General features: G+C 40.7%; 12 protein-coding genes and 1 pseudogene. 7 read left to right on the top strand and 6 right to left on the bottom strand.

Annotation, left to right across the window (positions count from 1 at the left end):
* Window positions 1-33: 33 nt before the first annotated feature.
* The 4 genes from AOB57_RS09660 to AOB57_RS09645 all read left to right on the top strand — a co-directional run bounded on the left by AOB57_RS09660 (window position 34) and on the right by AOB57_RS09645 (window position 5,198).
* The gene (locus AOB57_RS09660; RefSeq protein ID WP_082384037.1) at window positions 34-1,032 is read left to right on the top strand and encodes a lysylphosphatidylglycerol synthase transmembrane domain-containing protein; all 999 of its coding nucleotides are present in this window, start codon (window positions 34-36) and stop codon (window positions 1,030-1,032) included.
* The gene (locus tag AOB57_RS09655; protein ID WP_054297702.1) at window positions 1,008-2,141 is read left to right on the top strand and encodes a glycosyltransferase family 4 protein; all 1,134 of its coding nucleotides are present in this window, start codon (window positions 1,008-1,010) and stop codon (window positions 2,139-2,141) included. The genes AOB57_RS09660 and AOB57_RS09655 overlap by 25 nt, the downstream gene beginning before the upstream one ends.
* Window positions 2,142-2,626: 485 nt before the next feature.
* Window positions 2,627-3,331 (top strand): class I SAM-dependent methyltransferase, encoded by a 705-nt coding sequence (locus tag AOB57_RS09650; RefSeq protein WP_054297701.1) that lies wholly within the window; start codon window positions 2,627-2,629, stop codon window positions 3,329-3,331.
* A gap of 133 nt (window positions 3,332-3,464) precedes the next feature.
* Window positions 3,465-5,198 (top strand): hypothetical protein, encoded by a 1,734-nt coding sequence (locus tag AOB57_RS09645; protein ID WP_226999467.1) that lies wholly within the window; start codon window positions 3,465-3,467, stop codon window positions 5,196-5,198.
* Here AOB57_RS09645 and AOB57_RS14565 read toward each other — a convergent pair.
* The 3 genes from AOB57_RS14565 to AOB57_RS09635 all read right to left on the bottom strand — a co-directional run bounded on the left by AOB57_RS14565 (window position 5,180) and on the right by AOB57_RS09635 (window position 7,060).
* Window positions 5,180-5,788 (bottom strand): SPL family radical SAM protein, encoded by a 609-nt coding sequence (locus AOB57_RS14565; RefSeq protein WP_226999466.1) that lies wholly within the window; start codon window positions 5,786-5,788, stop codon window positions 5,180-5,182. The genes AOB57_RS09645 and AOB57_RS14565 overlap by 19 nt on opposite strands.
* Before the next feature lie 69 nt (window positions 5,789-5,857).
* Window positions 5,858-6,139: a radical SAM family protein gene (locus AOB57_RS14560; protein ID WP_226999465.1), complete on the bottom strand. Its 282-nt coding sequence runs from the start codon at window positions 6,137-6,139 to the stop codon at window positions 5,858-5,860.
* A 90-nt stretch (window positions 6,140-6,229) separates the two neighbouring features.
* Entirely contained in the window at window positions 6,230-7,060 is an 831-nt protein-coding gene (locus AOB57_RS09635; RefSeq protein WP_054297699.1) for a hypothetical protein, read from the bottom strand.
* A 317-nt stretch (window positions 7,061-7,377) separates the two neighbouring features.
* Between AOB57_RS09635 and AOB57_RS09630 the strand changes: the two genes are divergently transcribed.
* From AOB57_RS09630 to AOB57_RS09620, 3 genes are all read left to right on the top strand, one after another.
* A complete protein-coding gene (locus AOB57_RS09630) occupies window positions 7,378-8,448 on the top strand; it encodes a radical SAM protein (RefSeq protein ID WP_226999464.1) in 1,071 nt (356 codons plus the stop codon).
* A 165-nt stretch (window positions 8,449-8,613) separates the two neighbouring features.
* The gene (locus AOB57_RS09625; RefSeq protein WP_167829591.1) at window positions 8,614-9,567 is read left to right on the top strand and encodes an L-histidine N(alpha)-methyltransferase; all 954 of its coding nucleotides are present in this window, start codon (window positions 8,614-8,616) and stop codon (window positions 9,565-9,567) included.
* A gap of 45 nt (window positions 9,568-9,612) precedes the next feature.
* The gene (locus tag AOB57_RS09620) at window positions 9,613-10,587 is read left to right on the top strand and encodes a dimethylarginine dimethylaminohydrolase family protein (protein ID WP_054297697.1); all 975 of its coding nucleotides are present in this window, start codon (window positions 9,613-9,615) and stop codon (window positions 10,585-10,587) included.
* Window positions 10,588-11,141: 554 nt separating this feature from the next.
* Here the strand turns inward: AOB57_RS09620 and AOB57_RS09615 are convergent.
* The 3 genes and pseudogenes from AOB57_RS09615 to mtbC all read right to left on the bottom strand — a co-directional run bounded on the left by AOB57_RS09615 (window position 11,142) and on the right by mtbC (window position 13,975).
* Window positions 11,142-11,795: a cobalamin B12-binding domain-containing protein gene (locus AOB57_RS09615; RefSeq protein WP_167829590.1), complete on the bottom strand. Its 654-nt coding sequence runs from the start codon at window positions 11,793-11,795 to the stop codon at window positions 11,142-11,144.
* A 25-nt stretch (window positions 11,796-11,820) separates the two neighbouring features.
* Window positions 11,821-13,308 (bottom strand): annotated as a pseudogene (gene mttB, locus AOB57_RS09610) ([trimethylamine--corrinoid protein] Co-methyltransferase).
* 25 nt (window positions 13,309-13,333) lie between these two features.
* On the bottom strand, window positions 13,334-13,975 hold the full coding sequence (mtbC, locus tag AOB57_RS09605) for a dimethylamine corrinoid protein MtbC (RefSeq protein WP_054298262.1): 642 nt from the start codon (window positions 13,973-13,975) through the stop codon (window positions 13,334-13,336).
* Between the last annotated feature and the right edge of the window lie 829 nt (window positions 13,976-14,804).

Raw genomic sequence — 14,804 nt, 5'->3', positions numbered from 1 at the left:
GGCTAGTCTTAGTTGACGGAGAAAATATTTAAAATGACCTGTTCTGAACCTGGTTACGAAGGTGCTTTGTTGAATCTTGGAAGCCTTAGGAGAGTCGTTCTCGCTCTTTTACTACTCATAGCAGCAGTAGTTTTAATACGCACCTACTGGACAGAAATTCTTTATATAATGGGGGAAAGCTGGAGAATACTTAGCAAAACCCGGATCAGTTATGTTATTCTGGCTTCCTCAGCCTACCTGCTGAGTATTTACTTTTTTGCAGTCCGCTGGCAACAGGTGCTTTCTTCTATTGGGTATAAACTCAAAGCCACAAGTCTTCTTCCTATTTTTTTGGGGGCAGCATTCGTAAACAATATCACCCCGGCAAGCAGGACAGGAGGAGAATCTCTCCGGATGGTGTGGGCAAATAAAAGCTTTGGAGTCAGTTATACACATGCTTTCATAGCGATCGTCTTCGAAAGATTGGTAGAGGCAATTCCTGTGGCCATGTTATCAATTTATGTTCTGTACTCATTCCCCTCACTTGAGATTGAACTCCTGCTTCAGAAAAGCGCTTTAACGCTAAACTCAATCTATCTGGTACTTGTAGCCGTCCTCACAGCAGGAGTGGCAACATGGATTTTCCGAGAAAAATTTGCTTTTCTCCTCAGGGACGTGCAGCAGAATAGAAAACAGATTAATAAGTCCTTTATTCCTGTTCTCCTGCTATCCTGCGGTGTCTGGGCCCTTGATGTGCTGCGCCTCAAACTCATAGCTTCAGCCCTTGGGCTTTCCCTGCCTATGGACTCCATCATAATACTTTCAGTCCTGTACCTATTATTAGGATGCCTGCCAATTGCCCCAGGGGGACTTGGGGTGGTAGAAGGAGGCCTGGTTTCCTTGCTTCTGTATTTTGGGTTATCACTTGCTTCAGCAGGTAGCTTTGTGCTTCTCGAGAGGTTTGTCTCCTATGGACTCAGCAGTCTGATAGGTGGTCTGTGCCTTTTTTATTATGGGGGATTTGAGATATGGAAAAACACAAAATCGCATTGATTAGTGACTGGTATTTTCCAAAAGTGGGAGGGATAGAGTATTCCATGCATTCTCTTGCAAAAAAGCTAATTCAGAAGGGGCATGAAGTCCATATTATTACCAGGAGCTATCCCGACATCCCTCAATACAGCATAAGGGACAAAGTAAAAATAATAAGAATAAAAGGAAGCCCAATTCCCGGACAACAGCGTTTCATAATGCCGACAGCTTATAAAGAACTCTACAATTTTTTGAAATCTGAAAAATACGATATTATCAATTCTCACGGACTTGACTCACCGCTCAGTATGGCTGCTCTTATCGTTTCTAGAAAACTTGGATTTCCTTCCGTAGTTACCAATCACTCCCTTGTAGGAGACACACCACTCAGTCCCTTTCTGTATCAGGCTGGGAAGTTACTTATCAGGAATGCTGATGCCGTAATTGCGGTCAGCTCGGCAGTTGAAAAAGACTCAAAAATAATGACTGAAAAACCTATTTATCGCATTTCCAATGGTATTGATTCTGAAGGTAAAACCATCAAAGTTCCTTTTCCTGTTGATACTGAAGGAAAAACCATAATCATTACGGTTGCACGCATGATTAAAAAGAAAGGAGTCCAGAATATTGTACACCTCGCCCCTTTACTCCTGGGAAAACATGAAGATCTATTATTCGTAATGATAGGAGATGGTCCTCTAAAGAAGAGATTGGAGAAAGAAGTAGAGGAATCAGGTTTATCCAGAAACTTCTACTTTACGGGGGAAGTTCCCAGGGAAAAAGTACTGGGATACCTGGAACAGGCTGACATCTTTGCGCTTCCTTCAATTCATGAGGCTTTTGGAGTTTCGATTCTGGAAGCAATCTCAAAAAAAGTTCCTGTTGTAGCAATGAATAACAGTGGGGTCTCGGACATAATCAGGAATGGTGTGAACGGATACCTAGCAGACAACCTTACTGAGTTCTCTTCTCTCCTCCAAGATTTAATAGAAAAACCGAGTTTGCGTATCTCATTTGCTATGGAGGCGGCTCGGGGACTTTCAAAATATGACTGGAATCGGATATGTGAGCAGACCATCAGGGTATATACAAATGTTATTTATAAAAAATGTCAAAATAATAACAATTAATTGGAAGAAGATTGTCAAAGACATGCTTACATTATTATAAAGGTGTAAAAGTGGCTGCCATATCAAATAATAGATTTTGAGTTTAGAATAATATTAAGAATTACACTTATTGAGTATCCCAAAACCTGCATTATCCTAAATCATTATATTTTTAGAATTATATTACATGATAAGATATCCAATTTTACTGTTAAAAATATTAGTTTCCAAATAAAATTTTGAGTTTCGGGTAGATTTATTAAAAATAGTCAAGTCCGTTCGATTTTGTATAAGGCAATGCTTAAATTTCCGAACTTTTTATTATATTAACCGCACAACTCACGCTCGAAAATTATAAATAATTATGTACATATGTGTGAAATCGGAATTTTATCCCTTACGGGGTTACTAGCTAGCTCAAGTAACAATTGAAGAATTGCTAGCCTAAAATTACAGATTGTGTGGGAAAATATTAGGAAAAACCAAAGTTTGGGAGTCCGAGGAACATGTCTAAACCAAAAAATGTCTGGGAAGAGTTCTTTAAGGATAAGAAGCATGGAGGGCACAGGTATTCATCTGAGGAATTTCTTGCTATGGAAGCAAGGGAAAAATTATTTCACCTTGATGGAGGCAAAACCCTTCTCGACTTTGGATGTGGGTCCGCAGAACTCCTGACATACTATGCTCCTGAGTATGAAAAGCTTGTAGGAGTGGATTTTTCCCCATCCATGCTTGGCGAAGCAAGTAAGAGGATCAGGAAAAAAGGATGCGATAACATCGACCTGATTCTTGCTAATCATGAAACCCTCTGGGAGAAATTGGAGTTTAGTTTTGATAGGATAACTGCAGCCGGGGTAATTCAGTACCTGACACTTCAAGAAATTGATAAATTCATTTTTGATGCATCAAAGTATCTGAACAGAGAGGGCAAAATAGTATTGTTTGACCTGTTGGATTCCCGTTTATATCCATTATGGAAGGTAGGGTTGTTCTCAAAAGATGCGAATGGTCTCAAAATTTTACGTAAAGCTGGTTTTGAGCTCCAGACTGTCGTACTGGCAAGCATTAAAAATCGCCCAAAGGATATTCTCGGGTTTGCCTACAATCCTAATAAGATCGAAAAAATTGCGAATAAGCATGGCTTTAGAATGATTTATGTATGCTCGATGTATTACGAGTACAAGTACCATGCAATAATGTTTCGAGCTTAAACGGCTACTCTGATGAGTATTGAATTAAGAATAGAGTCGGATTGAGAGATATAATTGATGTGGTGATCCAGTGAAGAGCAGTAGCCATCTAGAAATATTTTTTCCCACGTTATCTATGTCAAGTAGTTTATATGTGGAAGGAAGTAAAACTTTAATGGACAAAAACACTTTAAAAATCTGTGAAAATCCTGATCAGGGCATTCTCAATTTATTTTCACAAAATTACACTGAAACTAACAGTGTCCCGAATAATATTTTTATTGCAAAACTTCAAGGTAATAAGATATATGATAAACTATATTCTGCAATTTACGGGACATTGAAATCAGAGATTTCTCTCATTACTTCAAAAGCACTAAATTATAAAACCGCAAGAGACTCCTGCTTATTTCCTTACAGTTTATTTCCCATTGTAGATACTATTTTACAGTCTGGAGTAAACGGATATACAGTAGATTTAACAAAATCTCTAGAGACTTACAGGTTCTGTGAAGCTGCTTTTATATCTTTAATTCACTACAGGGAACAGCAGAGGCAAACTGGATCACTTTACATTTGCGGGCTTATACCAATGGTTAAATGTACGTATCAAATCTCGATGAATATAAAAACGGACGATCTTCAAAGTTTTGTTGAGCTCAATAGCCCGGGTTCAAAGTTGATTATCCAAAAAATAGATAATGATAATATCGTACTAAGAAGCTATTTTAAAGACTCTTCTGAGGAGATTAGGTCTAAAACCATATGTGTCGGGAATGCGGCAGAGAAATTTGATTTCGAAATCAAGTTTGACGGGTACAATAAAACTAACACTATCTGCGCAAATGACGGCAGCTTTATCGTAACCCCATTTTATAGCACCGACAGGCAGAGATTACCATATATTGATTTTTCAAACGGATACATCAAATTCACCTCTTTTATAGCTGGAAAAGGTACGTACCTAGATGTTGATTTATACAGCATTGGTCAGACAGCAGACCGTAAGCTCGTAACTGCGATTGGAAGCAACAGGATACTGGCTTTTGGACTTGATGGGCCACATGTTAGAAGTACAACAGAACAGGGTATACGTTACCTCAATAGCAAAAATAATATAGGAACTATATGGTTTGACATAGAGCTCCTTGAGCAATGCAGTGAAACCGATCTTGAATACCTCCGCAGTCTGGTCATTAACGATTCGTGGGATGTAGGAGTACATTACTCTGAAGAGTTGAATAGCCTCCCACTTGAAGAGGCATATAAAGTAATAGATAAGGGGTATTCCTATGTTTATGAGAAAATCGGGAGAAAGCCAACAAGCTGGTGCTCCATGAGAAATAAAGATACTGTTGCACATGCTATCTATGCATACGAAAACTTAGGGATGTTCTGGAGAAATGGAGACTCGGGAATCCATGCGGAAAGAGATATTGGGAATCTGGACGATACTACCTGGGAATGGTGGGAAAAAGCATCCAAAGCAGGTATGATACACCCTGTTTTTACCCACGAACTTGATAAGGATCCTGCTATAAAATACTCAATCAGCAGTTCAAAATTTAGAAGTTGGGTAGATAACTACAATTCAAATAATATATCCATAGTATCTTTTTATGAATATGGTCAAATAAACCGAAACACATTTGATGCCTCTTTTGAAAAACTGCGATATACTGAACACTCTGTCACTTTTGATGCACACACAAACGGAGCCATTGCTCTTGTAAATGTAAACATAAAGGCCGGAAAAAATACACTGGTTTACGATAATACATCAGGGAAGTTTATCAGTTACAATATAGAGCAGGATAATTCAGTTACTTTCTGGATAGAGAACAGGCATACTTATAGCGTATATGTGAACTACATTGAATTTTCGTGAAAATCAGTGAGTTTAAGTTGCTTCGGGCGGGAAAGTTTCATCTGCATGGGTTTCATGTAATTTCCGGACAGATCGTATCTTTCCATAAGAGAATTGAGCACTCCATAAAGTTCAGCTTTATACGCACCATCAGCTCCTCCTTTTGCATACAGCTTGCAGTATGGATCCACAAGTTCGGGAAATTTGAGCTCAAGAAAGTCGAAGAAATGCTTTCTGGTATCGCCCCTCAAGTAAAGAATGCCTGGCAGGGCATAATCCACCTCACACTCGGCTGCAAGAGAAAGAATTTGCTCCAGATTCTGAGGGTTGTCTGTAAGAAAAGGAAGAATCGGCATCATGTGAAGTCCGGTAACAGCAGCTGTATTTTTAAATGCCCTGAGGATCGAAAATCGCTTTATTGGAGACGAGGCAAAGGGTTCCAGCAGGGCACTTAAATCCTCATTTATTGTCGTAACCGTGACTGCAATATTTACATATGTAAGTTCAGCAAGCTCTTTAAGAAGATCGAAGTCCCTGAGAATAAGGTCGGATTTTGTAGAAATCATAACCGGATTCCGATATTTTATCATCAGCAGTAGAACCTGGCGCATTAATCCGTACTCCGCTTCTGCAGGCTGATAACTATCGCATACTCCCCCTATATTGATTACTTCTTTTTTCTAGCTTTTTGCTCCAAGCTGTTTCTCAAGGGCTTCTGCAATATTTGTTTTTACGCAGATTCTCTGAAAAAAAGCACAGTTTTTTGCCCCTGGAGGTTCTTTAACCGGAGAAGAGTTCATTTCTTCTTTTTCCAGATAGCGGTGAGAATACATTTCGTAGCAGTAGTTGCAACCATGTTCACATCCCCTGTAGATATTGAGATCCCAGTGGAATGGTAATGTGATTCTGCCAGTATCTTTTATCCGGTTCAGAGCTTTTTTAACCTCGATTTCCTCAAACATCTCTTAGTAAGATAGAGATAAAACCATAATAAACTTAAGAGAATCAGAACCATGAGTTATACAATCTGCTTCCTGGAAAAAATAATTGGATTATTCTCTGTAAACTCCATCTCCTGTAACAAGTTTCCCTTCTGCCTGGATCCAGCCTTCCTGCGGGCCTGAAAGCCGAACAGAAATTCCATCACTGTAGTCATTATATTTCCAACCGTAAATCCACCATTCATTTCGACCGTTCATCCGGACAAAAATCTGAACATCGGCATCAGAAGACGTATCATAATGAGCATATACCAGGCTTTCGTAATCAAAATATTCGGGATTGACATGCTCATGTAGAGGAAGCACTGGGTCTTCTTCGGATTCTCGCAGGTTATATTTAGGCAGGAGCAGGGATTCATTGCCAACAGGAAATCTGGTATTAATCAGGTGGTCAACCTTTAAAGAGGTTCCAAAATCAATTGGTATCAGAACTGGGGTCTCTTCCGAATATTCAGTGGACTCCACTATCTGATTCTTTTCCAGATCCTCATCTTCAATATTCTCGGATCCAGGCTCAGGCTCGGGTACAGCTACAGGAAGGGAATGATAAATCGGTCGAATTTCGGCAGCTTCTATTTTGAACATTAATCCATACTCAGTATCTTCAAGGCTGAGATTCCATTCGAAAGGTTTATTGTAATAGTTTCCTTCTACCATTTCCAGTCCGATCTTGGATTCATTTTCAAAAACCGGAACAGGTAAGTATAATATTACATTTTTCAGCGTTCTGTTACTTTCTATAGTTATATCGTATTCATAATTGCTCATGAGACTGTCATTGTACATTTCCTCGTATCTATTTTCCAGATGTATTGAACACAATAAAAACAACAGGAGAATAAAGAACGCAAATCCTCCAAGAATTGTTATGTTCCTGTTCATTGTCAGTTACCCTCCCAGAAATATTGAAAACAGATATGTGAAAAAGAGAATTAAACCTTACTCAATTTAACAAGAAGAATATTTATGAATTTGTAGATTGCATTAAATGCTTTACGAAACGAAACCAGAGTAACTGGAACATATCTTTTACTGGCAGTACACTACTTTTTTTCAGTAGGAGATCATACTTAAAAAGCACTTAGTTTCTTACAACTTGATAAGGGACGCCAAATATAGGTTTTAATATGCGGAAGGAAGAATCGAAGAACTCTGGCGCATTAAGTCCTTTTTTACCGCCTCCGATATTGAAGGGCTATATGTATGGGGCGCAGGAGGCCCGTGAGGCTCGTAACTCAAATAGACTTTTAGCCATACGCCTTGAAACGAACAAATCATGTAACCTTCGCTGCCGCTACTGCTATGCACAGAGTGGAGAGGATTCGGCAAAAATAGCAGATTTCAGTTCCCTCAAACAGATAGTTTCGGCAGCAAAAGAACTGGGGATCAGGTCCGTGGTCGTGATAGGAGGGGGAGAACCGACACTGCATCCGAATTTCAGAGATCTGGTTGCTTATATTGATTCCCTGGGATTAATCTCTGTAATTTTCTCGAATACTGTTTTAATAACTGAGGAACTTGCAGGATTCCTGCACGAACACAACGTCTCAGTAATGGGAAAGCTGGATTCCCTTAAGCCTGAAGTTCAGGATTATCTGGCAGGGAAAGAAGGAGCCTCAGAAAAGATCAGAAAAGGGCTTGAAAACCTTCTTAAAGCAGGCTTTTCAAAGCCGGCAGGGCCTGGGGAGCTCCGCCTGGGAGTTTCTTTCGTCAGTAATAAAATGAATCTGGGAGAGATAGAAGAGATCTGGCATTTCTGCAGGCAAAACAATATCTTCCCCAATATGGAGATTCTAACGCCGACAGGCAGGGCAAATAATGAACTCGAGGATAAGCTGCTGACAGCTGACGAGATAAAGGAATATAAGTTAAAACTGCTGGAAATTGACCGTAAGTATTACGGGTACGACTGGCTGCCCTACACACCGATTACTGCGAGCGGTTGCCTTCAGCATCTTTACAGCCTGTATATCAACATAGAAGGGAATGTCCGGCCCTGTGCGCCTACAAAGCTTGATGTACATCCTGCGCTCAGAGTTGACGGGGAATATCCCTACAATATAAACAAAATGAGCCTTCGGGAGATTTATTATTCTGATCTCTTCACATATGTCCGAAACATCGATAAAGTGCTTGAGGGAAGATGCAGGAACTGTGAACATATGGAAGAGTGCATAGGCTGCCGGGGATATGCCTACAGCATAGGAGTAAACAATGGTGCCGACCCTCTCGAAGCCCTGAGAATGGAGTGCCAGCAGTGTTTCAAATAAACTGCAGGATGGGAAAAAGCAGAGTTCAGGCAAGAGGTTGAAAGAAGTGATCTAACATAAGTGCTGTTGAATGGTTTGGGGGTAAGGTGAGAATTGAGCAGTACAGGAAAAACGGAGTCTGGATAGGTTTCGGAAAATAAGGAAAAGATAGTAATTACCAGCAAGATGGGGATAGAGAAAAAACTCTTTGAATACCTGAAGAATCACGAACTTCCTGATTATCTCTTATATACAGGAGCCGGCGGAACAAAAAACTGGCTGGAACTTGACAGGGCCAGGACATTTCCTGTAGCCAGGCAGCTCAAAACCCTTCTGGAGAAAAATCTTGAATCAATATTGAGATTTATTCCGACAGGCATGAGCCTCGTAAGTGTTGGAGTGGGAAGTGGAGAAAAGGAGGAACTTCTTCTCAAAGCACTCATAAGGAAAAATCTGGCTGAAACCCCAGGTTCAGGAGAAGTACCGATATGCTATTATCCTGTTGATATAAACAGCGAATTTGTGGATCTTGCCCTTGCGAGGGTCAGGAACCTGCCTGTCGAAAAGAGAGGAGTAGTTGGCTTCATAGAGGATATAGCAACCTTTAAAAAGAACTGGCGCTTGCCGGTTCTTTTCTGCATTCTGGGAAACACCTTTTGCAATTACGAGCCAGAATTCATTCTTCAGCTTGTCCGTAAAACTCTTGAGTCGGGAGACCTATTTCTCTTTGATGCCAGCCTTCTCCCTGCTGAAGGTCTGGAAGCACAATCTGCAAGGAAATCCATACTTGGCACATATGCCTCAAGAGAGAATACGCTCTTCAATATGTACCCTCTGCTTCATTATGGGATGAACCCTGAAGACCTCGATTTTGAACTCCTGCTTGCACATGTAGATTCAAGGATAGGATCAGTGTGCAGAACCAGGAAGAATCTGCATATCCTGAGAGATTCTGAAATTACAATTGGAGCAGAGGTCATACGCTTCAGGAGAGGAGATGTCATTCGTATGGGTTTTACTTACAAGTATACCTGTGACCAGATTACGGCTTTTCTGGATATTTGCGGATTCGATATCCTCAAGGCTTTCTTGAGTGAAGACCGGACAAATACTATAATCCTTGCAAAAAGAAGTACATGAAATGACACTAACCAGAAAGAAATTAATCAAAAGGAGGTTTGGGGTATGGGTTGCGAGATAGAGGAACTGGGCAGAAACGAGAAAACAAAGCAAGATATAGCTTATGGGTGCGATGAGCTTGGCAGGCTGAAAAGTGTATTAATACACACACCAGGAGAAGAACTGTCCCTGATCAACGAATCGAATTATGAGTACTGGCTTTACGATAAGGTTCCTGAGATCTCGGGATATATCAAAGAACACAAAAGTTATCAGGAGTTGCTTGAATCAAACGGTGTCAAGGTCTATGAGCTTGAAGATTACGTGGATGAGAATAAAGATCAGATTAAGAAACTGCCAAATCTAACTTTTCTTCATGATATTGCGGTTATCTCAGGCAAAGGGGCTATTCTCTCAAGAATGCGCCCACCTGCACGACAAAATGAAGATATTGTTGTAAAGGAAGCCCTGAATAATCTGGGGATCCCAATTCTCAGTGAATTTAATGAAGGAGAGGGTTTTTTCGAAGGCTGCCTTCTGCTCTCAAAAGAAACAATATTTGTAGCTGATACGGAAAGACATACTTATCCTTTTATCCGGGAATTTATTTCAAACATTCTGAAAGAGTTTGATGAGGTTATTTATACCCGGGTTCCGAAAGCCAGGCGATATATGCACCCAGATACTGTATTCAATCGAGTGCGGGAAGATCTTGCCCTTGCTTATCTACCTGCGTTTGAGGAAACTTGCCTCTTTACGGAAGATTCCAGAAAAAAAATCGATTTTAAAACTTTCATACAGGAGGAAAAAGGGATGGAAATTATTCCTGTTTCGGATTCCGAGCAAAGTCGCCTGGCCTGTTCTTTCGTCCCTCTTGAAAGTGGAACTATTTTTCATTATGATACCGCACTTGACCGAGAAACCACCAAAAACCTTGAAAAAGAAGGCGTTGAAATTATTCCTTTCCACCCGGATGCCATGCTTGCGGGAGGAGGTAGCCTGCGTTGCCATACTCTGAGGCTCTGTAGGAGGAAAAATTAAAAACAGGATTCTGAAGCAAGAATTAAAAAAGTAGAATAATGTACTGATGTTAATTTGGTTCTGTAGAAAAACTACTTAATCGTCATTAATAGACTTAAATTTCTCAGCAAAATTGAATCAGACAATTCAGTTTTAATTTGTTAAGATTGGTTATTTCAGAGGATTTCTACAGAGCCTTAAATCAAATCTTTTTTATGATATAATGTTTTTTATAATCGTTTTATACACATCTTTTGAATTTTTTTAAACCTCCCCCGTAACTCTCTAATTTAAATAAAATAAATATCTACCTTGTAGAAATTCTATCAAAATCAATTCGATCAAATGGGTTCAGTACCCAGACAACAGTGACAGGCAAATACCAGATGCCCAGAATATCGCACAAAAGAGGATACACATATACCCTTTACTGATTTTCCTTTTACTTTCATGCATTTCAAAGTCTTCCGATCCGTGCTCACTCCTTCTTTTATCAGAGCTATTGAGCAGGTGTGCCGGGAACCGGGTCTATATAACCTACCACAAATTCCCGGAACTGCCTGCTCTTTTGATTATTAGACCTTCAGGGCTGCTTTTACCTTAGCGACTGCATCGTTAGCGCTTTCACCGTAGATGTCTGCACCGATCTTGTCTGCCCAGTCCTGGGTAACTGGAGCACCTCCTACCATGGTTTTAACCTGATCGCGGATGCCTGCTTCTTTCAGCTGTTCTTCAATCTGGATCTGGTTGACCATTGTGGTTGTCATAAGTGCGGAGGATGCGACAACCTGGGGTTTGAGCTCCTTTGCTTTTTCGACGAAGGTCTTAATCGGGACATCCCTTCCAAGATCCACAACTTTGAAACCTGCAATGTTGAGCATGGAGGCTACGATGTCCTTTCCAATGGAGTGAATGTCACCTTCTATGGTTCCGATAACAACAGTTCCAAGGTTCTTTGTCTCGGACTTACGCTTCTCCATTTCCGGTGTAATGATATTTATTCCTGCTTTCATCGCCTCTGCGGCTGCAATCACATGTGGCAGGAAAAGAGATCCCTGTTCGAACTGTTCCCCTACTTCTTCCATGCCTGCAGTATATCCTTTTTCAATAAGCTCTACAGGATCAATCCCTGCAGCAAGGGCTTCTTCTGCGACTTCAGCCGCCATTTCCTCGTCGAACTCGGTAATCGCTTCTTTTGCTTTTGCAATGATTTCTTCTTTGCTTGCCATTTTTAGATCTCCTGATATCCTGTCTTTACATACCTCTGAAGGCTTTATCAGCCCTGTCCACGACAGCCTGCATATCCTTGAGGATATCTGCATCAATTGGTTTTACCTGGTGGTTCTTAAGAATGTCCTCTACTTTTTCATGCGCAACTGCTGCAAGATCTTTTGAGCCTGCTGCTGCCCAATCTCCATACATGCGTCTGTCAATGAGCATTGGGCTGGAAGGATAGTCTATAAGCTGCCTGGTCTGTTTGAGGGCAAGGAAATTGTTTCCGATGCCTACTTTCTGGATGGATTCCACTGACAACGTTTCTTCTGAGACAGGAATTCCTTGCATAGCCTTCTTGACCATACTGATAATATCATTGTCAATTACCAGCTGCTCCATTGAGAAGGTCATTCCAAGCTCAAGCATTCCGGCTCCGTAGATAGTGTTTGCTCCTGCAAGGGCTGGAAGGAGGGTGGTTATGGTTTTTTCGTGTCCTGCCTGGTTGTCCGGGATCTTCGCATCAGACTAGGAACCTGCCACAAAGGAGGGTAGGCCATAGAACTGGGCAAGTTTCGCGACAGCGCCGCTTATCAAGCCGAGTTCAGGAGATCCGACAGGAGCAGTTCCTTTTTTCAGGTCAAAGGTAGTTGTGGAACTTCCATACCAGACTTTGCTTCCTGGAACAGTCAACTGGGCAAGCACAATTCCTGAAAGCACTTCGGCATTGTGGGTTACAAGAGTGCCTGCAAGATAAACAGGAGAAGATCCGCCTGACATTGCCATACTCAGAACGTTAACCGGAATTCCGAGACGGGCGCCTTTAATAATAACCTGGCAGGCATTGACACTGAGTTCGAGCGGGCTGGTCGGACAGAGCAGCATGGAGAAAATCGGTTTTTTCCTTGCCTCTTCTTCGTCACCGCCATAGTATGCTTTTACAATGTCCCAGTAATATTCGACGTTTTCGCCGACGGGGTCGATGTGATGATAGTGTTTAGAGGTGTTTGCAAGTGGTGTGAGGGTTTCGTGGACATCCTGTGCACCCTGGCCTGCAACGTCCCTTGCAGAAACTGGTAGTGAGAAGTAGTCAATGTTCTCTGCCCAGTCGCAGAGTTTTGCGATATCTGCAATGTCCTGCTCAACGGAGTCAACTGTTACATACTTGCCGTCCTGGTATTTGCAGACCTTGACACCGGTACCGAAACAGGTCCAGTGCACTTTACCACCACATTCCTGGACAGTATTGTTCTTTTTATCGCGGCCCCAGAGGACAAATCTGGAAGGCGCAAGCTGAAGAGCTTTTCTTACAAGATATTCAGGGATTTTTACAACGTTGGTTTTCTCGTCGACTTCGCAGCCATTTTCTTTGAAGATCTGCCTTGCTTCGGGATCAGAAACCTGAACACCTGGGTTCATCAGAACTTCCATGGTTGCATAGTGAATTGCCTTAAGTTCGTCATTAGTAAAAAGGTTTAATTCTACACCATTAAGTGCATTAAATCCTGCAACTGCATTATTTTTTGCCACTTTTTAGCCTCCGAATAAGAATAATTTAAGCCAGCAGCTCTTTTGCCTTTGCCACTGCCTCACTTGCGTTTTCGGCATAGCAGTCAGCACCAATCTTGTCGGCCCATGCCTGGGTTGCAGGTGCGCCACCGACCATGACTTTTATTTTGTCCCTGAGCCCTTCTTCCTTGAGGAGCTCGATTACGTCCCTCTGTCCCTGAAGAGTTGTGGTCATAAGGGCGGAGATTCCAATCATATCAGCATTGACTTCCTTTGCCTTCTCAATAAAATTCCTGGTTGGAACGTCACGTCCGATATCATACACCTCAAAACCAGCAGACTGGAGCATTGTGGACACGATTGATTTTCCAATGTCGTGCACATCTCCCTCTACGGTACCGTTCACAATAACACCGAGCTTTGAGCCGGAAGCCCCTTCAGGCATAAGATCCTTAAGAACTTCAACTCCTGCAGTCATTGCATCGGCGGCCATCATTACATGTGGAAGGAAAAGTTTTCCTCTCTCAAAAAGGATACCTACCTCATTCATACCTGCAGCGAGCCCTTTTTCAATTATTTCGGAAGGCTCCAGTTCTCCTTTAGCTTTTTCAACAGCAGCGAGTACTGTATCTTTCTTGCAGGAAATTATAGCATCTGCAAGTTCCTGAAGCAATTCTTCTTTGCTAATATTGCATCCTCCGTTTTAATTTTTAAATTTTAAAGACACTTCTTCCTGAATATCATGATCATATGTGATATTTAAGCCGTAAGCTTATGCCACAGAATGAAACAATGAAATATACAGGAAGATACTCACGATTATCATGGGTGGGAAACCATGATACCATAAGCGAGACAATGAAATCATGAAGAATTCATGATTATGCTGACAGGGATTAATGAGCATTTTAACAGTGTAGCGTTTTTGTGCCACCTTAATCCCGTCTGATCACTCATCTTATAGATGTCTCAATAAACAGGTAACTTTTCCCCTATATATATTTTTTTAAAAAAATTGAATCAAAATTAGGGGATGTATATATATTTTTCGGTATTGCACATTTTATAAGTATATTGAGGAAGAAATCAAAATGAGATTACCAAAAAATATAAATATTAGATATTCAAACTGGATTTTTATAAAACTCCTTAAGTAAATCCAAAATAGGAACTTTATAAAAAATATACACAATAAATCAAGAATTAATTGTAAATAAATTATTGGCATCCTGTTAATCTCCAAACATTATGAAGGATAAACAAGGCGATAACTGCTAGTTTTGATTCTAATTTGATTTTGTCTTTATTTATATATTTTAAGAGAAATCTTGAAGTTCATTTTTTTGATAAGGCATATTTAATTTTTCAATTATTTTATGCTACTAATTGAAATTTCCTAAAAATGAAAAAATATATATACATTTCTCAGATCACGATATCTTATAAAGAATAAAGAATATGGATAACAGGGTGCGGGCAGCAAAATACAGATTACGCGGTACAGATGTAAGCACAAA

The organism is Methanosarcina flavescens (genome assembly GCF_001304615.2).
GTDB lineage: Archaea > Halobacteriota > Methanosarcinia > Methanosarcinales > Methanosarcinaceae > Methanosarcina > Methanosarcina flavescens.
The sequence above is the reverse complement of the archived record's forward strand: the minus strand, read 5'-3'. Positions and strand labels throughout refer to the sequence as shown.

Coding starts and splice junctions, on each gene's coding strand:
- AOB57_RS09660 (WP_082384037.1), top strand. CDS start 34: ATGACCTGTTCTGAACCTGGTTACGAAGGTGCTTTGTTGAATCTTGGA.
- AOB57_RS09655 (WP_054297702.1), top strand. CDS start 1,008: ATGGAAAAACACAAAATCGCATTGATTAGTGACTGGTATTTTCCAAAA.
- AOB57_RS09650 (WP_054297701.1), top strand. CDS start 2,627: ATGTCTAAACCAAAAAATGTCTGGGAAGAGTTCTTTAAGGATAAGAAG.
- AOB57_RS14565 (WP_226999466.1), bottom strand. CDS start 5,788: ATGCGCCAGGTTCTACTGCTGATGATAAAATATCGGAATCCGGTTATG.
- AOB57_RS14560 (WP_226999465.1), bottom strand. CDS start 6,139: ATGTTTGAGGAAATCGAGGTTAAAAAAGCTCTGAACCGGATAAAAGAT.
- AOB57_RS09635 (WP_054297699.1), bottom strand. CDS start 7,060: ATGAACAGGAACATAACAATTCTTGGAGGATTTGCGTTCTTTATTCTC.
- AOB57_RS09630 (WP_226999464.1), top strand. CDS start 7,378: ATGTATGGGGCGCAGGAGGCCCGTGAGGCTCGTAACTCAAATAGACTT.
- AOB57_RS09625 (WP_167829591.1), top strand. CDS start 8,614: ATGGGGATAGAGAAAAAACTCTTTGAATACCTGAAGAATCACGAACTT.
- AOB57_RS09620 (WP_054297697.1), top strand. CDS start 9,613: ATGGGTTGCGAGATAGAGGAACTGGGCAGAAACGAGAAAACAAAGCAA.
- AOB57_RS09615 (WP_167829590.1), bottom strand. CDS start 11,795: ATGGCAAGCAAAGAAGAAATCATTGCAAAAGCAAAAGAAGCGATTACC.